The sequence below is a fragment of the Quyinboa ferrireducens genome (genome assembly GCF_042436675.1).
Classification (GTDB): domain Bacteria; phylum Bacteroidota; class Bacteroidia; order Bacteroidales; family UBA5342; genus JBHJHP01.
Genome location: NZ_JBHMVA010000003.1, coordinates 371,886 through 397,251 on the forward strand (window position 1 = coordinate 371,886; position 25,366 = coordinate 397,251).

The window sequence follows — 25,366 nt, forward strand, 5'->3', positions numbered from 1 at the left end:
CTTAAGACACAAGATTTTACTTGGAATCAAAATGATAAAAAAACGCGCCTTCTTTCAGGGCGTAACTACATTGATAAATGGATGCCTCCGGTAATTGTTCAAGAACGATTTGGATCAGAACAAAAGCCAACGGAAAATATTCGGCCCGCATTTCGTCCATTCCGGGCACCTGTTTACGTTGTTCAGTTGTCATTACCGACAACTCATCAGCCATTTTTTGCAAAACCGGGCTTTCAATTTTAAACCACGTCTTAACATCCGGATCAACCGATTTACCCAAAGTAGTAAAAGACCCTGTTTCTATCATGGCCCTAATGGTATCGAATGAACCTGATGAACCGACCATACTTACAGGATTAAATTGTTTTAAGGCAACAAATAAATCATGTAATTCCTTCTGCGCAAATTCTCTTACCTTTTCCAGTTCTGCTTTTAATGGTGGATCCGATGGTTTAAAACGATCCAGTAATTTGGTAACACCCACATAAAAACTTTGCTTCCAGTAAATTTTGGACCTATCCGTTATAATAAACTCCACACTGCCTCCACCAATATCCATAATCACCACTTTATCATCGCCCAGCGGAAATCCGTTTTTTATACCGGCATGAATTAAAAGCGCTTCGGTTTCACCATCAATGGTATGAACCGATAAACCAAACCGTTTCAGTGCTTCTGCCGCAAAATCCCCTCCATTAGAAGCAGCCCGTACGGAAGCTGTTGCATAGGTTGCAATATCATCATCCGATAAACCGTAAGACTCACAAAGTTTCCGGTGTTGCGAAAGAGCATTTACACCCCTGGTAAATGCATCCGGAGCTATGGTATTATCATTAATTCCTCCTCTCGCCAGTTTTGCATGAATCTTGCGGTCCTCTAATACTTTAAACCTGCCATCCACAAATTCCGCAATTAAAAGGTTAATGGTATTGGATCCTATATCGATTATAGCTTTGATCATAATTAATTCGTTTCCACAAAAATAGACGTTTCGTCACCAAAATGAGGTTTTACAACAGAAAAAAATCATGTATATTTGAATCAAATTCTGATCGTGAAGCTATTTTACAGTGTAGAAAATACAGGTCTTAAGGAGCCCGTTGTTACGTCCGGAATGTTCGATGGGGTTCACTCAGGGCATCAGATTTTGCTCAGCAGAACCATCATCAGAGCAAAAGAGATGGAGCGTCCGTCTGTAATTGTAACTTATAAACCTCATCCACGCATCGTTTTACAAAAAGAACCAGGTATTGAACTGCTGACATCTTATGATGAACGGATCAGGCGTTTTGAAGAATCCGGCATTGACGCTGTAATTGTGTTGGATTTTACCAAAGAATTTGCCAAACAATCTGCCACTGAATTTCTTAACCATTATCTGATCCATAAACTGAATATGGCTCATTTTATCATTGGCTATGATCATCGTTTCGGGAAAGATCGTGAAAAGGGTTTTGAAAGCTACAAGACCATATGTGAAACTCACGGAGTTGGTATTGAGAAGGTTCAGGCACATTTTGAGGAAAATAAAGTGGTTTCTTCTTCTTTGATCAGGGATCATTTGAGAGAGGGTGAAATTAAACGGGCCAATTGTATGCTGGGCTATGAATACATGCTAAGCGGAACGGTTGTGAAAGGTGTTCAGATTGGACGGAAACTGGGCTATCCAACAGCCAACATTCAGCTTGATGACCCATTGAAACTTATCCCTGCCCAGGGCGTCTATTCCTGCTGGGCAGAACTCGAGGGATTAAAATATCCTGCAATGTTGAATATCGGTTACCGTCCAACCCTGAATAAAAATAAGGAAGATGTTACCATTGAAGCGAATATCCTTAATTTTGATAAAGATATCTACGGTGCAAAAATCAGATTGCACCTGGTTGGACATTTGAGAAATGAGATGGCATTCGAAAATCTTAATGCACTGATCAGGCAGCTCCACGAGGACGAGAAAAAAGCATTGGTTCAGCTTTCAAAATAATCTACTGCTCTTTTATCAGATACAAATTATTATCCTCAACAAGATAAAGCATTGGCGCAATCATAATATTTGGATATTTCATCCTTAAACGTCTGGCTTCGCTCAACACAAAATCAACCTCATTCACAATTTCAAAAAGAGGTGCAAAATTATTAAAGTGATCCACAGCAACCTCTCTCTCCCATCCGGCACGGTCAACCAACCCGTCAATAAACAACTCCTTTCTTGCTGCAAGATTTACCATTCCGCAATTGTTATGACCAATTAAAGCGATATGGTTTACACCACCAACCGCAATGGCATAAGAAACCTTAAATTCACTATACCTTAAATTTGCGCCACCAGAACGAATGATATAAGCAAAGTTTTCCGGAATTTTCAGATGTTTCCGGTTGTCCATACACATTCCTACGAGAAGTTGCGCCGTATCAAAACTTTCATGTTTTTTACCCAGATTCTGATATTCAATAAGGTCACCTATTGGTGTATTAAGATATTCCGAAAAAATGTCTTCCCTGGATTTAATTTTTACTAGTCTGTCCATAATAATTATTTGGTCGTTTTTATAACAGCGGTCAATCCTAAATGTTTATTTTGTTGTTGCTTATCATCCCTCGAATACCCTTCCATACATGTTTTTTCTGCTACATCTCAAACGTTTAACACAATATAACGCTTGTTTTATTTTGCCGCTTGACAGTTGGATTTAAATCCGCTATATTTGCATGCTGAATTAAAATCAAGAAACATTACTATGTCAGAAACATTAACCGAAACAGTACCTTACAAAGTTAAAGACATCACTTTAGCTGAATTTGGTAGAAAAGAGATAGAGATAGCTGAGCAGGAAATGCCCGGTTTAATGTCGATCAGAAAAAAATATGCAGCCACACAACCTTTAAAGGGTGTACGCATTATGGGGTCACTCCATATGACGATACAAACTGCAGTATTAATCGAAACACTTACATCACTTGGAGCAGATGTTCGCTGGGCGAGCTGTAACATTTTTTCAACTCAGGATCATGCTGCTGCAGCAATTGCAGAAGCTGGCATTCCCGTTTTTGCCTGGAAAGGTGAAACATTGGAAGAATACTGGTGGTGCACTAAGATGGCGCTTTCTTTTCCAGATGGAAAAGGTCCGCAGTTAATTGTGGATGATGGCGGAGATGCCACATTACTGATTCACAAAGGATATGAAGCGGAAAAAGATGCATCGGTTCTAAATGCAAATGTAAAAAGCAAGGAAGAACAGGTTATCCTGAATTTACTTAAGGAAACTCTGGCCGAGGATTCACAAAAGTGGCACAGGGCAGTTGCCGAATGGCGAGGTGTATCTGAAGAAACTACCACGGGCGTTCACAGGTTGTACCAGATGAAGGAACAGGGTAAGCTCCTGGTTCCGGCCATCAATGTTAATGACTCGGTCACCAAATCTAAATTCGACAATCTTTATGGCTGCCGTGAATCACTGGCTGATGGTATAAAACGTGCAACCGACGTTATGCTGGCAGGGAAAGTGGTGGTTGTTGCAGGTTATGGTGATGTGGGCAAGGGATGTGCACACTCTATGAGAACATATGGTTCGCGTGTTATTGTAACCGAAATCGACCCGATTTGTGCACTTCAGGCTGCCATGGAAGGTTTTGAGGTCACCACTATGGAAGAAGCAATTAAGGAAGGAAACGTGTTTGTGACCACTACCGGTAACAAAGACATCATTACTGCTGAACATATGGCCGCCATGAAAAATCAGGCAATTGTATGTAACATTGGCCACTTTGACAACGAAATTCAGGTTGCTGAACTGGAAGCATGGAATGGTATAGAGAAAATCAACATCAAACCACAGGTTGACGAATATAAATATCCTGACGGACACTCTATTTTCCTTTTAGCAGAAGGACGTCTGGTAAACCTTGGTTGTGCGACGGGTCACCCTTCGTTTGTAATGAGTAACTCATTTACAAACCAGACCCTTGCTCAGATTGACCTTTGGGTCAACAAAGATAATTACGAGGTAGATGTATATCGTTTACCAAAACACCTTGATGAAGAAGTAGCACGTTTGCACCTTGAAAAAATTGGCGTAAAACTGTCTAAACTTTCAAAAGAACAGGCTGATTATCTTGGTGTTCCAGTAGAGGGTCCTTATAAACCGGATCATTATAGATATTAAAAAACACTAATTATTATAAGTAACAGGCTGTCAGAAATGGCAGCCTGTTTTTTATTGAAGTGATTCCAGGATATACGGAAGGAAAATAATAACTCCGGCTATCACCGAAAATATTGCAGCCATAAGAACTGCGCCAGCTGCCAAATCCTTTATCCGCTTAATTCTTTTATCATAATCAGGAGAAACCAAATCAGATAAGCCTTCCAGGGCAGTATTAACAGCCTCCAGACCAAACACAAGTGATGCAAACAGCAGGATAATGAGCCATTCAAACCGGTTGACACCAAAATATATTCCGAGAATGATGACCAGAATAAAAACAATAAGTTGGATTATTGCGTTGCGTCCATTTCCAAAAAGATAAAAGATCCCGCTAAACGCATATCTGAAACTTTGCAGAACCTTCTTTAGAAGCATAAGCTGTGTTTATTTTTGCAGTACTTTATCAATCAGATTCATCATTTGTGATTTGTAGATCGGCTTTGAGATATATTCATCACAACCTGAATCTAAAATTAGCTGACGTTCATCGGGCATGGCATATGCAGTTTCTGCTATAACAGGAACCTTAACGCCCATATTACGAATTTCCTTCAGAGCGTTCAATCCGTTTTTCTGAGGCATATTGATGTCAAGTAAAATAATGTCAGGCACCTTTTTCTTTACCATATCAACCAGGATATTGCCATTACCGGCATGTTCAATAAGAAAACCTGTTCCTGAAAGAAATTCCTTAATGAGAATAAATGAATATTCATCATCCTCGGCAACATACATAAGCTTACCTTCGTATTTTGATTCTGTAACTCCCATATAATAGATTTTGTGCAAACAACTTCATCTTTAAATACTATTAGCAACAGATCACAAAGACATCAACAAACATTTTGTACAACCTAAGTCCTGTAAATTTATGAATAAAATTCAAATAACAAACTTTTAAATACTTCTATCTTATTGAACGTGTAAAAACGTCTCTGTTTATTGGTATTGAATCGTTTGTAAATGGCTGCTGTTTATAATATCTTGTATTACCGTTGTTATACTGGTACATTGAATATATAATCGTCTTTTTCGAACGCGTTACATATATTTTCGTCACCTGCATATTTTTATATTCATGAAATTCATACTCATTTCCATTGGATTTTCCCATGGCAACAGGAACCGGCTCAGGCTTTTTCTCTGTCCTGGTCTGAACCGGATTCACAGGTTCATTCAACTCTTCGTTTTTTGTTTCAGCTATCGGCTGTTCTTCTGCTATTTCTTCTTTTAAAGCCTCAAAGTTTTGTTCCTTTTCCTCCGGTTCTTTTTCTACAACAGGTTGCTCTGATCCAGTTTCAACAGGAATTTCTTGCGGTTCCTCTACATAAGCCGTTAAAACAGAATCCTCCGTAACCGCTACAATCCCATCCGTTTCATGTATATTTAAAACTGAGTCTGGATTCAAATCCATAACCGCAAATGTTATTGTATCTACAGGCAGTTCTGTGGCTGAATCCTCATCCTGAATAAGCGTATCTTTAAGTGTCGGCATCTGAGCCAGCATATTTGCGTTTGCTATGGAATCTAACCTTCTCTGTTCCGCCCGCTGCGCAAGTAATTGCTTTCTAAGCTGCACCTCTTCTTTTACCTGTGCAATTTTATTTTTAACATACAGATTATAGTCCCGATCGTAATCAAATTTTATGAACTCTTCTGAAAAGAATATTTTCCCAACCGGTTCCTTGTAAAACAAGGTATCTATTTCCGGTGTATCTGTATAATCCTCTAAATGAACCATAAAGAAGAAAGGATCAAATTCAACTTTCTCATATTCCTTTGGTGTTTTAGTAGAAAATGAGATCTGTTTTGCAATGGTTCCCTCCTGGGTAAAGCTAAATAAAAAGGTATGACCGACGGGCAATGCTAAATTAAACTCACCACTACGTTTACTAAATTTAACATTAAGCCACTCAAAGTCATCTTCCTTAATTTTTATTTCGGCATTACTTAACGTTCCAAGGTCACTTGTGAGCTGTCCGAAAACCTCTATCATATTTTGATCCTTATCCTGTGCATACCCCTCAAAACTCCCCATAAGAAAGAGAATCATAAAATAAAAAATCCAAATTACATGTATTTTAAATGCATGAATAATTTTCATATTTCAATAATAATGATACATTTCAAATATACAATCAAACTTACTTACATGTATCAAGTGAAAGTTAAGTTTTCAAATTCATAATAATAAATAAATACTAGCATATCACAAACTAAACATTTAATTAACTTTTTGATTAACTGATAGTTACAAGAAAAAAAAACCTCGTTTTTCTTGCTCATATCAATTCGTCATCGTAATATTGCGGCGACCTACTGGATGAATTAATCTACATTTTTTATTTATGAGAATTTATAGTATACTTATATTATTAAGTTTCTTTATGGTTATTCAACCAGGGATTGATATACTTGGTAGTGGCAGCACAGAGATCAATAATCCGGTAAATGCGATGATCCTGCTTGAAAAAAACAGAGATCATATATATCCAGCTAATATTGAATATCTTGATAAAAGAACTCCGATAAAACTGGATTATAATGCGGACGTAAAAAAATATATTGACTTTTATATAATAGATAACCCTGAAATGTTATCTGTTATTGCAGGAAGAAGTGAATATTATTATCCTATTTTTGATGATATTCTTGCCAAACATAATCTACCACTGGAATTAAAGAATCTGACAGTTGTTGAATCTGCACTAAATCCATTTGCAGTATCCAAATCCGGTGCTACAGGATTATGGCAATTTCTATTCCATACCAGCAGAATGTTTCATCTTAACATTGATTCATACGTAGATGAAAGAAGAGATCCTGAAAAATCGACAGAAGCCGCATGCGAATTTCTATCGTATCTTTACCGGATTTTCAACGACTGGCAATTAGCAATAACAGCATACAATTGCGGTCCGGGTATGATTGAAAAAGCGATTGAAAAAGCTGGTGGAAGTACTAACTACTGGGAAATAAGACAATATTTATCAGCAGAGGCAAGGGATTATTATCCAAAATTTGTGGCTGCCTGCTATATCACTTCATTTCATGATACACATGGAATCAAATCATCTAAATTTGACTTCAAATACGATGAAGTTGAGTCCGTAAATGTGAAACAATCAATATGGTACAAACAGATTTCAAAAGTCATCGGAGTTAATGAAAGTGACATCCGTATGTTGAATCCGGTATACAAACAGGATTATGTACCCGTTTACGACAATGCCGTGAAAATTAATCTTCCCAAACATGCGGTAAAACAATTTATCATGAACGAAGAGAAAATCTATGCCTATAAGCTTGAAGCAAAGGATTATAATGACATCAGAGCTGAAGCTGGCAGAATAGAGGGAAAATATAAAACAATACATTTTGTGCAGCGGGGAGAATACTTTCATCAGATTGCAATGAACAGCAGTTGTACATTGTATGATATCATGAAGTGGAACAGCATGGCTGACAAAAATCTCAAAGCAGGACAGGCTCTCGTTATTTACAGAGAAAATGAAAAAGTAAATAAAAATGTTCCTAAACTTAAAAATGCAGAAAATGAACCTGTATTACTGGTAGATAACAACTAATTGATGTATCTTAAATATAAATACAAAGGGTTGCCGGAAACATTCGGCAACCCTTTGTATTTTTAAAAAATCTTTTTCTACTCCAGCGGCATTGCATATGTTCTGACATCCTTATCTGTAATCTCTGTATCACATAATATAAGAACCCTTTCAACAACATTCCGCAATTCTCTGATATTCCCAGTCCATGGCAGGTTTTGTAATTCCATAATTGCAGTATCACTGAACTTTTTTGATGGGATACCCAGTTCCTGGGAAAGTAACTGATTAAAATGCTCAACCAGCAAAGGAACATCCTCCGCCCGTTCCTTTAAAGAAGGAACATGAATGATAATAACACTTAACCTGTGGTAAAGGTCCTCCCTGAAGTTCCCCTTTACAATCTCATCCTTTAGGTTCTTATTTGTTGCTGCAATTACCCGTACATTAACTTTTATATTTTTATCACTTCCCACGCGCGTAATAACATTTTCCTGTAATGCCCTAAGTACCTTGGCCTGAGCCGATGCACTCATATCTCCTATCTCATCCAGAAAAATCGTTCCTCCGTCAGCCTGTTCAAATTTGCCTTTCCGTTGCTTAATAGCTGAGGTAAATGCTCCCTTCTCGTGCCCGAATAGTTCACTTTCTATCAACTCAGAAGGAATAGCTGCACAGTTCACTTCCACAAAAGGCTCTTTATTACGCAAACTGTTCTCATGCAACAGCCTGGCAACAACCTCTTTTCCTGTACCATTTTCTCCGGTAATCAATACCCTTGCGTCCGATGGAGCCACACGTTTAATCATATCCCTGATCCGGTTTATTTCTTCCGATTCACCGACCATTTTCATAGAACCCGAAAGTTTCTTTCTCAATGCTTTGGTTTCGGTAACAAGTGTATTTCTTTCGAGTGCATTTTTTATGGTTACCAGTAAACGGTTCAGATCGATGGGCTTTTGTATAAAATCAAAAGCACCTTTTTTAATTGCTTCAACAGCCGTATCAATATCACCATGACCCGAAATCATTACCACCGGCTGTTCTTCATTCAGTGCTTTAATCTTTTCCAACACCTCCATACCATCTATTTCAGGCATTTTTATATCGCAAAATATAACATCATAAGCATTGGCCTGAACCAGTTTTAAACCTTCTGTCCCGTTTTCTGCTAAATCAACAGAGTGATTCTCATATTCTATAATATCTTTCAACGAATTTCTGATGCTTCTTTCATCATCAATTACTAAAATACTTGCCATAAAAGTTAGTTTTAAACAAAAATAACCAAATATTGTATAATACCCTTATTAAACCTAGTTTTGGATTTATACGGTTTATTACATTGTTTTTTTTAAATTTGAAGACATAACCGGGATAAGCTTAAGTGAAATGACAGAGAGTAATTTACCACCAAAAAAATTTTACGGAATTGGAAGGGAAGCCTTATATCCTCAGGAACAACTTCTTGACATAAAAAAGAATAACAAACGGTTTTCCATCGGAATCCCGAAAGAAAATCATAATGTTGAAACCCGAATTCCACTCACACCGCAGGGAATAGGCCTGTTGGTTGATAACGGACACGAAGTATACATTGAATCCGGAGCCGGAAAAGCAGCTAATTTTAAGGACACAGATTTCAGTGAAGTTGGCGCTTTTATAACGGAAAACCGAAATGAAGTATTCACAAAAGATATTGTAATAAAAGTTACGCTACCAACAGAGGAAGAGATAGGCATGATGAAAGAGCGAGGGATACTCTTCTCCACGCTTAATCTGTTGGGAATGGACATAACCATGGTTAAAAAGATCATGGATAAAAAGCTCACGGCTATTGCACTTGATTTACTTATGGATGAAAACGGAGCCTTTCCCATTGTGCGTTCTTTAAGTGAAATTGAGGGAAATCTGTCCATAACTCTGGCTTCACAGCATTTGAGCACTATTCATGGAGGCAAAGGTGTACTTTTAGGCGGTGTAACAGGAATTTCTCCGACCGAAGTAGTAATTCTCGGGGCCGGTACAGCAGGGACTTTTGCAGCTAAAACAGCTTTGGGCATGGGAGCAGTTGTGAAAGTTTTTGATTATTCAATTGCTAAACTACGTGAACTTGAACACAATCTGGGACAACGAGTCTTTACCTCTAACCTGCACCCGAGCGTATTATCCAAATCCCTGAAATCTGCAGATGTAGTCATCGGAACATTACGTTTTTTATATGGATCCAGACGTTTTATGGTTACTGAAGAGCTCATCCGTCTTATGAAACCGGGTACAGTTATCGTGGATTTGAGTGTGGATCAGGGCGGCTGTTTTGAAACGTCAAAATGTACAACGCTAAAAAACCCAATGTTAGAAGACCATGGCGTCAAACATATCTGTCTGCCGGTTATGTCTGTTCTGGTTCCGCGTACTGCATCCATTGCTTTCAGTAATGTTATTACGCCCATACTGCTGGAGATGGGAGAACGTGGTGGCATCATGGAACACATAAAATCCGATAACGGATTCTGCAACGGTGTTTATATCTATCAGGGCATTCTGACAAATCATTACATTGGTCAACTGTATAATATACCATCCAAAGATATTGGCTTACTCCTGGCTGCATTTTAGAAATGATACTGTTCGGGATTATTTCAGGATTATATGTAATTTTTGCAGTCGCTGTCTTTTCAGGGTTACTGTTAAGCAATGATCCAAAAAATGACCAAACAACTGACAATATTAAATTTGATGTGCTTATCCCGTTTAAAAACGAAGCACAAAATCTTACAGCATTACTTACTTCACTGGCGAACCAAACCATCCCTGCCAGCAATTATGAAATCTACCTGATCAACGATCACTCCAGTGATGAAGGTGAAGAAATAATAGCACGGTTCAAAAAACATCATACCAATATACATCTCCTTCAAAATTCGGGATCAGGTAAAAAAGATGCGTTGATTACCGGATTCAAGGCTTCAATCAATGAAATAATTTTAATGTCAGATGCTGACACCGCTGTTCCTAAAAACTGGATTGCATCGCATTCTGAACAATATAATGCAGACACAGATATGCTGATCGGATCAGTAAAAATGAATCCGGTAAAAAAAACCTTCTGGCCTCTGATCCAGGTTCTTGAATACAAATCAATTTCCGCCATCACCAATGGAATGGCAGCTTTGCGACTACCGGTTATGTGCAGTGCTGCAAACCTTTCCTTTCGAAGAAGTGCTGTAAAAGATATAAATGAAGCTCTGAATATAAACTATACATCGGGTGATGATATGTTTTTACTGCATTATTTCAAAAGACACAAAAAAACAATCAAACGTAACAATTCTGTTGTTGAAATCCGGACAGAGCCGCTAAAAAAACTCCTTAGCCAAAGAGTGCGATGGAGTGGGAAAGCAACAGGTTACTCCGATTCTATGACACTAATCACGGGCCTTACAGTATTATTAATGAATCTTTCTGTTGTTGTTGCTGCTTTTATGAGTTGTATTGATCCTAACCATGTAAGTATATTTTACGATTTGGTTCTTATTAAATTTTTAGCAGACCTGCTCATCACCATTCCGGTTTTAAAAAAAGATGAGTATTCTCTTCTATGGATGACAATACCACTATCTGCTATTTATCCGTTTTACAGCATAATCATAAGCCTGACAGGCATCCTGAGACGTCAGGATAAAAGCGGATGGTAATGCCTAAAAGTAGTTTTTTAGCAGCTTCAATAATTTTCAAATTTATTTTAAAATATACACATTTGTGTTTTGATACTGACTGGTCATGGAACATACTGAAACTTTTATCACTTTGGTAGAAAATGCCATAAAAAAATATTGGGACTCTCCGGCATTTTCAGATTATGAAGGGCAAACCATAAGCTACGGCGAAGTGGGAAATAAAATTTTAAAACTTCATCATGTATTTAAAGAATGTGGCATTAAAAAAAATGACAAGATATCGCTGGTCGGAAGGAACCAGGCAAACTGGGGAGTGATTTATCTTGCTGTAGTAAGTTACGGAGCTGTCATAGTCCCTATTCTACCCGATTTTAAGACCAGTGACATTCATCATATTGTAACTCATTCAGATTCACTACTCCTATTTATTTCGGATAATATTTTTGAAAAGATCGATGAAACAAAAATGCCTAACTTAAAAGGCATTGTATCCCTGAATGATTTTCATCTCGTACATGAAAATGAGAAGTGTGTTGTAAGAAAAGCAATCGAATCACTTGATAATATACCGGTTCAGGCAACTGCTGAAAATTTTGAACTCCCCAAAGCGTCTCTTGATGATGTAGCAGTGATATCCTATACATCAGGAACCTCAGGATTCTCAAAAGGTGTAGTACTCCCGAACAGAAGTCTCTGGAATAATGCCCGCATTGTATTCGATGATGAAATAAACCTTAAAGAAGGAGACAAAATTGTGTCCTTTCTTCCGCTAGCCCATGCATACGGGTGTTTATTCGAATTTCTGACACCATTTATTTTTGGGTGTCACATAACCTTCCTCACAAGAACACCATCACCACAGGTGGTTACAAAAGCATTCCGGGAAGTCAGGCCAAATATGATTCTTGCGGTTCCACTTATTATTGAAAAGATTTACAAAAAGAACATACTGCCTGCCATTGACAAATCCACCATGAAGCTGATCATGAAGGTTCCACTGGTCAATAAAACCATTTTCAAAAAAATAAATGAAAAACTCACTGCTGTATTTGGCGGAGAATTTGATGATGTAATTATTGGTGGCGCCGCCTTTAACAAAGATGTTGAGAAGTTCCTTAAACGCATTGGATTCAAATTCTCGGTGGGTTATGGCATGACGGAATGTGGACCGCTGATCAGTTACCGGAACTGGCAGAATCACAAGCTTGAAGCTGCAGGTCGTGTAGTTTCCGGGATGGAAGTAAAAATTGATTCAGAAGACCCCAAAAATATTCCCGGTGAAATTCTGGTGAAAGGCAAAAATGTAATGATTGGATATTACAAGAACGCTGAAGCCACAAGAGAAGCCTTTACTGATGATGGCTGGTTAAAAACCGGTGACCTCGGTGTAATTGATGATGAAAACTTTATTTATATTAAAGGCAGAAGCAAAAATATGATCCTGGGAGCAAGCGGACAGAATATCTACCCCGAAGAAATTGAAGCGGTTATCAATAATATGCCTTTTGTAATGGAAAGTCTGGTAAGAGATAATAATGGGAAACTGGAAGCCCTGGTATATCCCGATTTTGAAACAACAGATGCAGCCGGAATGACCATACAGGAAGTTGAAAATACAATTCAGGGACATCGTAAAATGTTGAATGAATTATTGCCGGCTTATATGAATATTTCAAAAATCACACTCTTCCCGTCCGAATTTGAAAAAACGCCAAAGAAAAGTATTAAACGCTATCTTTACATTAATTAGCTTTGAAAAATTACGTCATCATAGTAGCAGGAGGCAGCGGAACACGTATGCAATCAGATATCCCTAAACAGTTTATGATTTTAGGAAACAAACCTGTTCTGATGCATACCATTGACCGTTTCACGGATTATGACCCCGAAATTGAGATCATCCTTGTATTACCAGAACAACAGATTGAATACTGGAATGAATTGTGCAATACATATAACTATCATGTAAAATTTAAAATTGCGCATGGCGGCAGCGTGCGGTTTGAATCTGTAAAAAACGGTTTGAAGCATATAACAGAAGAAGGTATCGTCGGCATACACGACGGCGTGCGACCATTTGTTTCAGTCGACACCATACAACGTGCCTATCAAAAAGCATCGAATGTAGGTGCCGTCATTCCGATCCGTGACATGGAGGAATCACTTAGATTTTCGGATCAGAGCACCAATTATGCCGTAAACCGTGATCACCTGAAAGTGGTACAGACCCCACAGGTTTTCAAAACAAAAATTATTAAAGAAGCCTACTCAAAACCTTATATTCCGGAGTTCACGGATGACGCATCCGTAGTTGAACGATCAGGCTTTAAAATTCATCTGATTGAAGGTAACCGCGAGAACATAAAAATTACAACTCCGTTCGATTTTATACTTGGAAATGCACTTTTGAAATCAGAGTAAAGCTGTCCATCGACCATTAATCTTGGGAAAACACCCTGTGCTTTTATCTTATCAGCGTCATAAAAAAAATAACACAACTGCCTATTAATAAATGCATTAACACTCCACACTCAACAAAAAAACATATACATTTTTTGTAATATTTTTGAAACATATATTTCTCTTTGTTGTAACTGGTGCTTAGTTCCACTGTAATAAAGCACCCCTAAACTTGCAGCGTAATTTAAACAACAACATATTTTTATAATGAAGAGAAATCTAACGTTTGTTTTTGCACTATTCATTTTATCTGTTTCTGTAAGTGCACAAACTCTTGTGAAGGGAATTGTTAAGGAGATTCAGGGAGACAAGGAAGTACCTCTACCATTTGCCAACGTTTACATAGAAGGAACTACGCTTGGAACGACCACAAATTTTGATGGTAACTACGAAATTAAACTTGAACCTGGTACATACACCATCTCATTCAGTTTTATTGGTTACGAAAAAGTTTCGAAAGAAATAACTGCTGATGGAGAAACTCCGATAGAAATTAATGTGACACTTAAAGCCGGTGAAGGACAAAAACTTCAGGAAGTTGAAGTAGCAGGAAAAGCTAACCGTGAATCGGAAAACATGCTGATGCTGGAACAGAAAAAAGCGGTTGTAGCCGTTGAAGCCATTGGGGCAAAAGAGATGTCACGTAAAGCTGTTTCGGATGTTGCTGCTGGTGTTAAAAAGGTAACCGGAGTTTCCATGATGGGATCTAAACAGCTTTTTGTGAGAGGATTGGGAGACCGGTACAACAGTGCCGAATTAAATGGGCTTCCGATTACCTCTCCGGATCCGGCAAAAAAAGTAGTAAAGCTTGATATGTTTCAGGCTGATATCGTAAAACTGCTTGAAGTCAGCAAAGTGTTTAACGCTAAAAATTATGCCGACTACACCGGAGCCTTAATTAATATTGAAACAAAAGATTATCCAACAGAACCTTTTCTTTCTGTAAGCATAGGAGGGAAATATAACTCCAACAGTACAGGCAAACCATTTTATATGATCAATTCTGCCGGCAACAAGTTTTTCGGTTTTGACGTAAATGCACGCCGTAGTCTTACGCCAAAGAATTACCTGGTAGTGAACCGTATCATGAATATCGGAGAGGATTTTCATCCGGCATCTTTTGGATTCACAACAAATAATGCCAGTCCAAACAGTAGTTTCTCAATTAACGGAGGCAAGCTTTTCGATTTAAATGGTAGTAGTAAAATAGGCGTACTTGCAAGCGTTTCATTTGATAATGAATATGAATACAGTCCGAACGTCATCGATCTCAATATCTCTAATAAACAGGGAAATATTGATGGGAACTATGTCAGCCAGATATATTCTTATAACACCTATTTCACATCGCTTCTGAGCTTATCATTTTTAAACGGCGACAGGAATAACATCACTTATAATATGGTGTACCTTAACAATGGCGAAAATGGTTTTAAGCAGAAAAAAGGATTATCTCCAGACTGGGGTGAAGAGGATACTGCATTGATCCGAAATGCGGAGTATATAAAATACCGTTTGCTGAGCAACCAGCTCAGGGGAAAACATAAACTGAATGATAAATTATCGTTTAACTGGAACGGTAGTTTTATGAATGTTAAGTACGACATTCCTGACAGACGAGAAATTGTCTATCAGCAAAATCCGGATCTTCAATGGACATATTTTGCTTTAAACAATGGGAATGATACAAAACGTGTTATCATTCAGCAAAACGCCATTGAATATAACGCTACGGCGAGTTTAGATTATGCCCTGAACGATGATAAAGGAAACGTTTCAGTTGGAGCGTATTACCGTTCAAAATACCAAACCTATAACTCATACATGTTTGGCTACTTGTTTAACCAGTCAAATCTTGAGAATTACACCGTTGATATTTCTAATCCAGATGCATATTTCGGCCCACAAATTTTTGACAGGATCAAATCAAACACAAATGATGGAATGGGTTATGATGGGAATTTAAATATCTACTCCGGGTTTGTTGATTTTGTATACAACTTAAACAGGTTGACGATCAATGCAGGTTTAAGAACCGAATACTCCGGCATGGAAATTATTTCTAATACAAATAAAATCAACAATAACGAAGCATCTTATGCTTTTGATAATCTGGATCTATTTCCGGTACTGAACCTGAAATACAGTTTAAATAACAAATCGAATGTGCGTTTTGCTGTAAGCCGTACAGTAACCCGTCCAAGCTTTTATGAAAAATCACCGGCACAGATGATTCCTGAGCTTGGCGAACGTTTAACAGTTGGAAATCCCGGAACAAAAGCAAATCCCACTGCATATGGCTATCTTGAAAACTCATACAGCAATAATATTGACATAAAATATGAAATCTTTCCAAAACAAAATGAACTGTTCTCAATAAGTGCTTACTATAAGCAAATTATTGAACCCATTGAACAGAAGCTTGCATCAACGGGTGGAACAGACTTTATAAAGACATTTGTAAGCACTCCGAACAATGCAACTGCAGCCGGAGCGGAATTTGAACTTAAAAAGCGATTCAACAATATTTTTGCAGGTCTGAATGCAGCCTACATCTATACCAATATTAAGATTCCGGATAGTTTTGACGAACTCACAAAAGAACGTCAGCTTCAGGGAGCTTCTCCATATATTATTAACGCCGATTTGGGGTATAACCTGAGATATGGTAAAGGAAAAACCAACGTATCTTATTTTGGCCTTGTGTTCAATTCATTTGGAGAAAGACTGTTTGCTGTAGCATCGGACGGTATTGGTAATCAATACGAAAGCCCTTTCAATGCGCTTGATTTTGTATTGAAAAACAGTATTAACCAAAAACTAACGATTAATCTCACGGTTAAAAACATTTTGAATTCAACCGTACAATACAAACAAGATATATATGCCGACCTTGAAAACCCAAATGTAAAAACCGGACAGATACTGGTATATGAATACAAAAAAGGGATCACTGCCGGCATAGGAATATCATATAAGTTTTAAACAAATGTATAATCAAACTTTATAACAAAATGAAAAAACAATTTTTAAATTTTCTGTATGTAATCCTTTTTGGATTTAGCTTAATCCTTGTTTCATGTGACAAAGAAACAGGTAATCCTGATCCTACTCCTTCAACTAATCTTACAGGGAGTATTACCGGAGACGTAATTATTTCTGAAAATGTTTTTCTTGTAGGAGAAGTTACGGTTGAAGATGGTGCAACCTTAACCATTAACAAAGGCGTAACAATTGTAGCAGATGCAAGCGATCTCTCTTACCTTCTCGTTAAACAAGGTGGTAAAATTATTGCTGAAGGTACAGCGGATGAACCAATCGTATTTACTTCCACATCACATGAAGCAGGAGCCTGGGGAGGTCTGCATATTTGTGGTAAAGCATCTATCAATTCGGGTGCTACAGGCCTTTCTGAAATTGGAAATGCAGCTTATGGTGGAACTACCGACGATGATAATTCAGGTATACTGAAATATGTTCGCGTAGAGTATTCAGGTACTATTCTCGATCCAACACACGAAGCAAATGGTATTTCCTTTTATGGTGTAGGTAGCGGAACTATTGTAGATAACGTAGAAGTTTATATTGGTGCAGATGATGGTATTGAATTCTTTGGAGGAACAGTGAACATCTCACATGTAAAAGTTTATGGCGCACAGGATGACAGTTTTGACTGGACTGAAGGATGGAGAGGAAAAGGTCAGTATCTGACTGCTATTCAGACCCCTGACGGAGACCGTGGTTTTGAAGGTGATAACCTTGGATCAAATAACACTGCAACTCCTTATGCCAATCCTACTTTCTCTCAGGTTACTTTAATCGGTGACGGGATGAATGGTGGTTACGGAATGAAACTGCGTGAAGGTACTAAAGGTGAAATCTACAACTTTATTGTTACCGGTTTCGATAAAAGAAGTATTCATGTGGAACACGACCAGACTTTGTTAAACGTAGTTGACGGTTCTTTAATGGTTGACTATGGTTATGTAAACGATGTTGTCAGCGATGTAGCTATCAAATATTCTGCATCAGAAGATGTAGATCAGGATGGTAATGTAATTGGTGTACATGACAAACCAGCTAATCTGGCTGATCATTACTTTGAGAATTCTTCAAATATCCACCTAATGGACCTGACACATGACGTTAACGGAGCAACCACCTATACCGGAGGTAAAGACGCTTCAACCATTGATCCATGGTTTGCTTCAGATGATAAAATTGGAGCCGGTAGTGACTGGTCATCATGGATGAAAAGTGGTGATGATGTTGATGCTTCAACACTGAATACAACAAAATTACTTAGTGGTATTATCAGCGAAGATACTTATGTATTTGAAGATGCTGAGTTAATTGGTAATGTACGTGTTAAAGATGGTGCTACACTATATGTTAAACCAGGTGTAACCATTACAGCTGACCCTTCAGATCTTTCATACCTTCTAATTGAGCAAGGTGGTAAAATTGAAGCAATCGGGAATGCAAATCAACCAGTTGTATTTACTTCTTCATTACACGAAGCAGGTGCCTGGGGTGGTCTGCATATTTGCGGTAAAGCATCTATCAATTCAGGTGCAACAGGTCTTTCTGAAATTGGAGGTGCCACTTATGGTGGAACTGATGATGCGGATAATTCAGGAACATTAAAATATGTTCGTGTTGAATATTCAGGTACAATTCTTGATCCAGAACACGAAGCAAACGGCATTTCCTTCTATGGTGTTGGAAGTGGTACAGTTGTTGACCATGTAGAGATATATGTAGGAGCCGATGATGGTATTGAGTGTTTTGGTGGAACAGTTAGTTTTAAACATGTATATGTTTACGGAGCTCAGGATGATAGCTTTGACTGGACTGAAGGCTGGAGAGGAAAAGGTCAGTACCTGATTGCTGTTCAGACTCCTGATGGTGATCGTGGTTTCGAAGGAGACAACCTCGGATCAAATAATACTGCAGAACCGTACGCTAACCCAACCTTCTCACAGGTTACACTTATCGGAGACAATACCAACGGTGGTTACGGAATGAAACTACGTGAAGGAACCAAAGGTAAAATTTACAACTTTATTGTAACCAACTTCGACAAAAGGAGTATTCATGTAGAACATGACCAGACTTTATTAAACGTTGTGGATGGTTCATTGATGGTTGACTACGGATATGTAAATAGTAATGTAAGTGATGTTGCCATTAAATATTCTGCTTCAGAAGATGTAGATGAAAATGGTAACGTAATTGGTGTACATGATAAACCAGCCAATTTAGCTGACCACTATTTTGAAAACTCTGCAAACATTCACCTGATGGATTTAACCAGTGGTGTTGATATGTCAACTACATACACCGGAGGTATGGACCTTAGTTCTACCGACAGCTGGTTTACTTCTGACGACAAAATAGGTGCTGGTTCTGACTGGACGACAGGATGGATCAAAGAATAAGATAAATTAAAAGATGAAACGTTAGACAATGCTCCTGGAAGCAGGAGCTTGTTTAACTGTTCTCTTCATTGTTGTTTTAAGTTGCTGGATTGCTACAGCGTTAGCAATCAAGACATCCCCTGCGGGGGATGTCTTCTTAAATTTAATTATATTTGTACATTAACAAGTGTTGATATGGAGGATTATAAAATACTTGTCGTAGACGACGAAGAAGATTTATGTGAAATCTTACAATTTAACCTGGAAAGTGAAGGTTTTTATGTTGAGACTGCATTTTCCGCCGAAGAAGCCTTAGATAAAGAAATAGCCGGTTTCGACCTTATTCTGCTCGATGTAATGATGGGCAATATTTCCGGTTTCAAAATGGCCAGTATCCTGCGAAAAGATCCTAAGACAAAAAAGGTTCCTATCATATTCCTTACGGCCAAAGACTCAGAAAATGACACACTTACAGGTTTTACCTTGGGTGCGGATGATTACATATCAAAACCATTTTCGATTAAAGAGGTTGTAGCCAGAGTTAAAGCAGTGTTACGCCGTGTAAAAGAAGCCGAAGAAGCACCCGAAGAGGTTGTTGCCTATGAAGGACTGGAGATGAACATCAATGAGAAAAAGGTAAAACTTGATGGTGATGCTGTAAAACTTACGAAAAAGGAATTTGAAATTCTGAAACTGTTTTTGGAAAACCAGGGAAGAGTCTACTCCCGTGATGAAATTCTGAACCGGGTATGGAAGAATGAATCGTATGTTCTGGACCGCACTATTGACGTTAACATCACCCGTTTAAGAAAAAAAATAGGCGAATACGGTAAAAACATTGTTACTCGCCTGGGATACGGATATTGTTTTGAGATAAACTAATACAGCATAGCAACATACAATACCAATGAAGTTTCGCATACTGAACAGTTATAACAGAAAGCTGTTTTTCTATTTCTTTGTAATATTTGCCATCTTTTCGGTTGCAGTTGGTGTGTTTCAGTTTGAACGCGAAAAACAGGCAAAAACAGAATCTCTCGAAACAACATTGTATACGTATAATCAGATGGTGCATAACTATCTGAAAGCTAATCCTGCTTCATTAACATCAACGGGAAGCATCATATCCTACTTTCCTGATTCAAATCTCAGGATCACCATTATAAAATTTGATGGTGTTGTAATATATGACTCATTTGTAGAAGACTATGAAGATCTGGAAAACCATCTTTACCGCCCGGAAGTACAGGAAGCTTTACAATCAGGAAAAAGTGGCAGCCGTATCCGGTTTTCAAATTCTACAAAACGCGATTATTACTACTACGCATACAAATACCCCGAATATATTGTCAGAACTGCACTGCCCTACAACATTGAAGTAAAGAAGTTGCTAAGGGCTGATAATGTATTCATATTTTTCATTATTATTTTATTTTTTATTTCATCTGTTTCGCTCATATATGTCGCAGACAGAATGGGGAAAGCTATATCAAAGCTGGAGTTATTTGCAAAAACAGCAGCCAACAATGAACCTATTGATGTCCAGGTTCAGTTTCCGAATAATGAACTGGGAACCATAGGCCGTGAAATTGTCAATATTTACAAAAGTTTGAAAAAGACACAGAACGCCCTTTCAAACGAAAAAGAGAAGCTGATCAAACACCTTCATACCTCACAGGAAGGCCTGGCTATATTTTCAAAATACAAAAAAGAGATTCTGGCGAATAACCATTTTATTCAATTTGCCAATGTTATTGCAGATCAGCAAATTGTGTGGTCGGATGAAGTATTTGGATTAAAAGAATTCAAACCTATCAGTGATTTTATTGACGTGGAATTGTCGAAAGACAAAAAAATGCTGGACGGTTCTGTCAGGGAAGAAATGAATATCACAAAAAACGGCAGGTATTTCCAGATATACTGCATTATTTTTCAGGATAAGAGTTTTGAAATTTCCATTACAGATATTACCATGCGTGAACGCGAAAAGATTCTAAAGCGTGAACTAACTAGTAATATTGCACATGAACTAAAAACTCCGGTAAGTTCAATACGCGGATATCTTGAAACCATTGTTCTAAACGAAAATCTTGACAGGGATAAACAACGTTTTTTTATTGAACGCTCTTATGCACAGACCCAAAGGCTCACGGATCTTATAAATGACATCTCATTCTTAAACAAGATTGAAGAAGCAAGTTCTGTATTCGAACGCGAGAAGGTCAGTATCAAGGAAGTGGTCACCAACGTATTTCTCGATGTACACCTGAAACTGGAAGAAAAAAACATTTCCTACACTGTAGACATCAACGACGATGTGGTTATGAACAGTAACCAGTCTTTGATCTATTCTATTTTCAGGAACCTTGTGGATAATGCCATCACTTATGCCGGAGAAAACATTTCACTTATGGCAAGTTGTTACCGGCAGGATGAGCGATTCTTTTATTTCAGATTTTACGATACGGGAAGCGGTGTAAAAGAAGAACACCTTAGCAGGTTATTTGAGCGTTTTTACCGCGTTGATTCAGGAAGATCGAGAAAGATGGGCGGAACCGGACTTGGACTTGCAATCGTAAAAAATGCAGTAAGTCTGCTTGGTGGTGAGATTACCGTTAAAAACAGAGTAAATGGCGGATTGGAATTTCTGTTCAGCTTTATGAAAACATTGTAAATAAGCGATTTGTGAAATTTCAGTTTATGGAAGTCCGGCATAGAATTTAGATTACAATAGTTCGAAGTCCCCATTTGGCAAAGGAGGTGTCATGACGGGAGATTTTCACTAATTCAAAACCATTACAATAAAATTAGATCTTTAATTGAACTGACGTTAATCCGGACTTACTTCCTTTCACTAATTTGAATAAGCTTCAAAATCTATTCCATCAAACTAAATTTATCCCCATCCTTCAACACCGGGAATTTTTCTCTGAATTCCTTTAAATCAGACAACGACATCTGAATAGCTACAACAGCTTCGTGCCCATGCGGAGAATTCATAAGCATTCCTTTGGGATCAACAAACACAGAACCACCTGTATAGCCAATCTGATTTCCGTCTGCTCCTGTTCGGTTCAATCCGAAAACATAACATTGGTTTTCGATGGCACGGGCTTTAAGTAATGTATCCCATACATGTTGCCGTTGTTTAGGCCAGTTTGCCGTATAAATAATAAGATCATAGTCATTCTGATTTCTACTCCACACTGGAAAACGTAAATCATAACACACCTGCAACAATATTCGCCAGCCTCTGAATTCCACAACTATTCGCTCCTCTCCTCTCGTATATGCATTATCTTCTCCACTCATACTAAACAGATGCCGTTTGTCGTAAAAATCAACTTTACCGTTGGGATGAATAAATAAAAACCTGTTATAATACTTGCCAGCTTCGTTGATTACCATAGATCCGCCAATAGCCATATCATATTTTAAAGCGACATCTTTAAATGCTGATACTGTAGGGCCATCCATTTGTTCTGAAATGGCCTCCACGTGATTTGAAAAACCAGAAGAAAAAGTTTCGGGTAAAATAAAAATATCGGGTTTTATCCTCAGATCATTGATTATATCGAGGTATCTGTTAAGATTTGCTTCCGGATCTTCCCATACTATCTCACCCTGGTGACCATATATAAATAACTTATCCTTTTTCATATATCAGCTTTTGCATAAATTTAAACAATTTTTGTCAATGACAGCCCGTCAAAAAGCATTTTATCCTTTATTAATAAAGCGACCTAAGGCTGGTTTTACGAATGATAATTATCATTTTAAACTCCGTAAGGATAACGGACTTTTGCGGCAATAAAAGCTGATTTTAAACTAATTAGATATGAAACCACGAATTCCACTTAAGAAACGCATTTTAGAATATGGCATGATCATACTGGGTGCATTTATTCTGGCATCCGGCTTTGTGTTTTTCATTAATCCCTATAATATTGTTCCGGGTGGTGTTTTCGGGATCGGAATCGTTATTCACCATTTAATACCTGCCATTCCGATAGGAACATTCGGACTCGCATTAAATATTCCACTCACCTTACTGGGCATCCGCATACTTGGCCCTAAGTTTGGTATTAAAACAGTTCTGGGAATGGTTCTGACATCTGCTTTTATGGATGGACTGACATACTTTATCGGAGAAAACGATCCATTAAAACTGGCTGACGACCTGCTTCTTGCATCCATCTTCGGCGCCATTTTGCTGGGTGTAGGACTTGGATTAATTTTTCGTTCAAGAGCCACATCCGGCGGATCGGATATTATAGCCATGATCTTTGCCAAATTTTCAAACCTGCCTGTTGGACAGCTTTTAATCATGATTGACTCATCAATCGTATTGGTGGGTTTGCTGGTCTTCCAGGACTGGAAAATCCCCCTGTATTCATGGTTGGTTATTTACATCACCGGACAGGTTATAGATATTGTGCTGAAAGGGATAAGTTATGACAATGCCCTGATGATTGTTTCAGAAAAACATGAAGAGATAAAGGACAGGATCATTCACGATCTTGAACGTGGCGGAACCTACCTGAAAGGTGAAGGCATGTTTACCGGCCAGGAAAAGAATGTCATCTTTGTAGTGGTTTCACGCCGCGAACTGACCATATTAAAAAGCTGGATTCACCAGATAGATAAAAATGCCTTTGTAACAGTTATCGATACCAGGGAAATCCTTGGAGAAGGTTTCAGGCAACTTGAAGAGGACAATTAATTTCGTTGCTTTAGTCTCCGTGTGATTAATGCAAAAACCGGTTATATCCATCTGTAATTAATCAAATAAACTGTCCCTCTTTGAAAAAGAGGGTGGTCCCGACGCTTCGGTCGGGATCGGGAGATTTAAAAGAAAAACTTAGTTACAAAATAAATTGTCTGGACTGAGCCCCATTAGATGAGTCGATATATTCTAATCCAACTCAGGTTTTAAACATTCTGATTTTTATTTGCTTCTGTATTCTTTAGGCGATAGGCCTACCTTACGTTTAAAATATTTACCAAAAACCGACTGATCAGCAAAATTTAGTTCATCGCTAATTTGCTGAATCGTAAGCTTTGAGGATTTTAACAATGCTTTTGCTTCCAGTATCACATAATCATCAATCCAGTCATTTGCTGTTTTGCCTGTATCCGCCTTAACAATCTGTGATAAATATTTGGGAGTCAGATTTATTTTATCTGCATAAAATTTAACTTGCCGCTCGGTTTTGAAGTGCTTTTCAGTTAGTTCTAAAAATTGTTCCACACTCTCATTTTGTTTCGTAGAAATCGATTCCTTTTGAGGGACCTTATGCAGCCATGAATTTGAATGATAGTAAAACGCTATCATTAAATGCTGTACAATATCTTTTCGGTGAATATTTTCGGTCATTTCAACTACCTTTTTCAGCATAAAATAATATGTTTTTAACAGATTCAAATCCTCATCATTTAGCGGCATAAACGGATTTTGTCGTACCGAAATGGCCAACGGCAATCTTTCTTGTATATCGGGCAACAAATTATCAGTCATTCGTTTAGACATAACAATAAACAATCCTTCAAAGTCATCACTGACAAATTCATGCTGCAGGATTTCATCCGCAAGTAAAGTAATCATACACGGAGCCTTCGTTTCGTACGAATATAACCCTATTTTCCCACGGGTTATACCTTTAGTGCAAATGATAAATGTTGTCACATCACTCCTGAACGGATGTGCAAAGGCAGGTAAAACTTTAATATTATCAAACAACACGAAATCATCATCAATTCCCAAAATCTTACCATCGAAACTGTTTTTAATATCCAATTGCCACGTTAATGGCTTAATCTCTTTTGCCATATCATTAATAGTTTTAATAAATGTACAACAGCTGTATATAACCAATAGCACAATACGATAATAATACCAATATACAAGTCATATAGACCAATAAAAATAATGCTATTCCACCAATAAACCAATACTTACGACAATTTACCATTGTTGTAATACAGATCTCCCCTTACTTTTGTAGTGTTAAATCTTACTGGTAAACATAAAAAAA

General features: G+C 37.9%; 20 protein-coding genes. 12 read left to right on the forward strand and 8 right to left on the reverse strand.

Features of this window, described 5'->3' with window-relative positions; translation table 11 throughout:
- Positions 1 to 16: 16 nt before the first annotated feature.
- Positions 17 to 961, reverse strand: a complete 945-nt coding sequence (locus ACE01N_RS07620) for a Ppx/GppA phosphatase family protein (protein WP_380586603.1) — start codon at positions 959 to 961, stop codon at positions 17 to 19.
- Positions 962 to 1,054: 93 nt separating this feature from the next.
- Here ACE01N_RS07620 and ACE01N_RS07625 point away from each other — a divergent pair, with 93 nt between their 5' ends.
- Positions 1,055 to 1,984, forward strand: coding sequence for a bifunctional riboflavin kinase/FAD synthetase (locus ACE01N_RS07625; protein WP_380586606.1), 930 nt, complete (start codon positions 1,055 to 1,057; stop codon positions 1,982 to 1,984).
- A gap of 1 nt (position 1,985) precedes the next feature.
- Here the strand turns inward: ACE01N_RS07625 and ACE01N_RS07630 are convergent, their stop codons facing one another.
- Complete coding sequence (locus tag ACE01N_RS07630) at positions 1,986 to 2,528, reverse strand: carbonic anhydrase (protein WP_380586609.1); 543 nt, start codon at positions 2,526 to 2,528, stop codon at positions 1,986 to 1,988.
- A gap of 210 nt (positions 2,529 to 2,738) precedes the next feature.
- On the opposite strand from ACE01N_RS07630, the gene ahcY reads away from it, so the two are divergent.
- On the forward strand, positions 2,739 to 4,163 hold the full coding sequence (gene ahcY / locus ACE01N_RS07635) for an adenosylhomocysteinase (protein ID WP_375728249.1): 1,425 nt from the start codon (positions 2,739 to 2,741) through the stop codon (positions 4,161 to 4,163).
- 51 nt (positions 4,164 to 4,214) lie between these two features.
- Here the strand turns inward: ahcY and ACE01N_RS07640 are convergent, their stop codons facing one another.
- The 3 genes from ACE01N_RS07640 to ACE01N_RS07650 all read right to left on the reverse strand — a co-directional run bounded on the left by ACE01N_RS07640 (position 4,215) and on the right by ACE01N_RS07650 (position 6,258).
- A complete protein-coding gene (locus ACE01N_RS07640; protein WP_380586613.1) occupies positions 4,215 to 4,580 on the reverse strand; it encodes a diacylglycerol kinase family protein in 366 nt (121 codons plus the stop codon).
- Positions 4,581 to 4,589: 9 nt separating this feature from the next.
- On the reverse strand, positions 4,590 to 4,976 hold the full coding sequence (locus tag ACE01N_RS07645; RefSeq protein ID WP_380586616.1) for a response regulator: 387 nt from the start codon (positions 4,974 to 4,976) through the stop codon (positions 4,590 to 4,592).
- A gap of 136 nt (positions 4,977 to 5,112) precedes the next feature.
- A complete protein-coding gene (locus ACE01N_RS07650; RefSeq protein WP_380586619.1) occupies positions 5,113 to 6,258 on the reverse strand; it encodes a hypothetical protein in 1,146 nt (381 codons plus the stop codon).
- A gap of 295 nt (positions 6,259 to 6,553) precedes the next feature.
- On the opposite strand from ACE01N_RS07650, the gene ACE01N_RS07655 reads away from it, so the two are divergent.
- Positions 6,554 to 7,792 (forward strand): lytic transglycosylase domain-containing protein, encoded by a 1,239-nt coding sequence (locus ACE01N_RS07655; protein ID WP_380586622.1) that lies wholly within the window; start codon positions 6,554 to 6,556, stop codon positions 7,790 to 7,792.
- A 77-nt stretch (positions 7,793 to 7,869) separates the two neighbouring features.
- Here the strand turns inward: ACE01N_RS07655 and ACE01N_RS07660 are convergent, their stop codons facing one another.
- The gene (locus ACE01N_RS07660) at positions 7,870 to 9,033 is read right to left on the reverse strand and encodes a sigma-54-dependent transcriptional regulator (RefSeq protein WP_380586625.1); all 1,164 of its coding nucleotides are present in this window, start codon (positions 9,031 to 9,033) and stop codon (positions 7,870 to 7,872) included.
- 130 nt (positions 9,034 to 9,163) lie between these two features.
- On the opposite strand from ACE01N_RS07660, the gene ACE01N_RS07665 reads away from it, so the two are divergent.
- The 8 genes from ACE01N_RS07665 (at position 9,164) to ACE01N_RS07700 (ending at position 22,005) form a co-directional block, all read left to right on the forward strand.
- A complete protein-coding gene (locus tag ACE01N_RS07665) occupies positions 9,164 to 10,390 on the forward strand; it encodes an alanine dehydrogenase (RefSeq protein ID WP_380586628.1) in 1,227 nt (408 codons plus the stop codon).
- A 2-nt stretch (positions 10,391 to 10,392) separates the two neighbouring features.
- A complete protein-coding gene (locus ACE01N_RS07670; protein ID WP_380586631.1) occupies positions 10,393 to 11,469 on the forward strand; it encodes a glycosyltransferase in 1,077 nt (358 codons plus the stop codon).
- A gap of 85 nt (positions 11,470 to 11,554) precedes the next feature.
- A complete protein-coding gene (locus ACE01N_RS07675) occupies positions 11,555 to 13,201 on the forward strand; it encodes an AMP-binding protein (protein WP_380586634.1) in 1,647 nt (548 codons plus the stop codon).
- 2 nt (positions 13,202 to 13,203) lie between these two features.
- Positions 13,204 to 13,872 carry a 2-C-methyl-D-erythritol 4-phosphate cytidylyltransferase gene (locus tag ACE01N_RS07680; RefSeq protein ID WP_380586637.1) on the forward strand — a complete coding sequence of 223 codons (669 nt, stop codon included), beginning with the start codon at positions 13,204 to 13,206 and terminating at the stop codon, positions 13,870 to 13,872.
- A 246-nt stretch (positions 13,873 to 14,118) separates the two neighbouring features.
- A complete protein-coding gene (locus ACE01N_RS07685) occupies positions 14,119 to 16,896 on the forward strand; it encodes a TonB-dependent receptor (RefSeq protein WP_380586640.1) in 2,778 nt (925 codons plus the stop codon).
- A 29-nt stretch (positions 16,897 to 16,925) separates the two neighbouring features.
- Positions 16,926 to 19,352, forward strand: coding sequence for a hypothetical protein (locus ACE01N_RS07690; RefSeq protein ID WP_380586643.1), 2,427 nt, complete (start codon positions 16,926 to 16,928; stop codon positions 19,350 to 19,352).
- 174 nt (positions 19,353 to 19,526) lie between these two features.
- Complete coding sequence (locus ACE01N_RS07695) at positions 19,527 to 20,213, forward strand: response regulator transcription factor (protein ID WP_375728237.1); 687 nt, start codon at positions 19,527 to 19,529, stop codon at positions 20,211 to 20,213.
- Positions 20,214 to 21,303: 1,090 nt separating this feature from the next.
- Positions 21,304 to 22,005: a sensor histidine kinase gene (locus ACE01N_RS07700; RefSeq protein WP_380586776.1), complete on the forward strand. Its 702-nt coding sequence runs from the start codon at positions 21,304 to 21,306 to the stop codon at positions 22,003 to 22,005.
- Positions 22,006 to 22,208: 203 nt separating this feature from the next.
- On the opposite strand, the gene ACE01N_RS07705 is transcribed toward ACE01N_RS07700, so the two are convergent.
- Positions 22,209 to 22,991: an amidohydrolase gene (locus tag ACE01N_RS07705; RefSeq protein WP_380586648.1), complete on the reverse strand. Its 783-nt coding sequence runs from the start codon at positions 22,989 to 22,991 to the stop codon at positions 22,209 to 22,211.
- 178 nt (positions 22,992 to 23,169) lie between these two features.
- On the opposite strand from ACE01N_RS07705, the gene ACE01N_RS07710 reads away from it, so the two are divergent.
- Positions 23,170 to 24,054, forward strand: coding sequence for a YitT family protein (locus tag ACE01N_RS07710; protein WP_375728234.1), 885 nt, complete (start codon positions 23,170 to 23,172; stop codon positions 24,052 to 24,054).
- 225 nt (positions 24,055 to 24,279) lie between these two features.
- Here the strand turns inward: ACE01N_RS07710 and ACE01N_RS07715 are convergent, their stop codons facing one another.
- Complete coding sequence (locus ACE01N_RS07715) at positions 24,280 to 25,161, reverse strand: helix-turn-helix domain-containing protein (protein WP_380586652.1); 882 nt, start codon at positions 25,159 to 25,161, stop codon at positions 24,280 to 24,282.
- Positions 25,162 to 25,366: the final 205 nt, after the last annotated feature.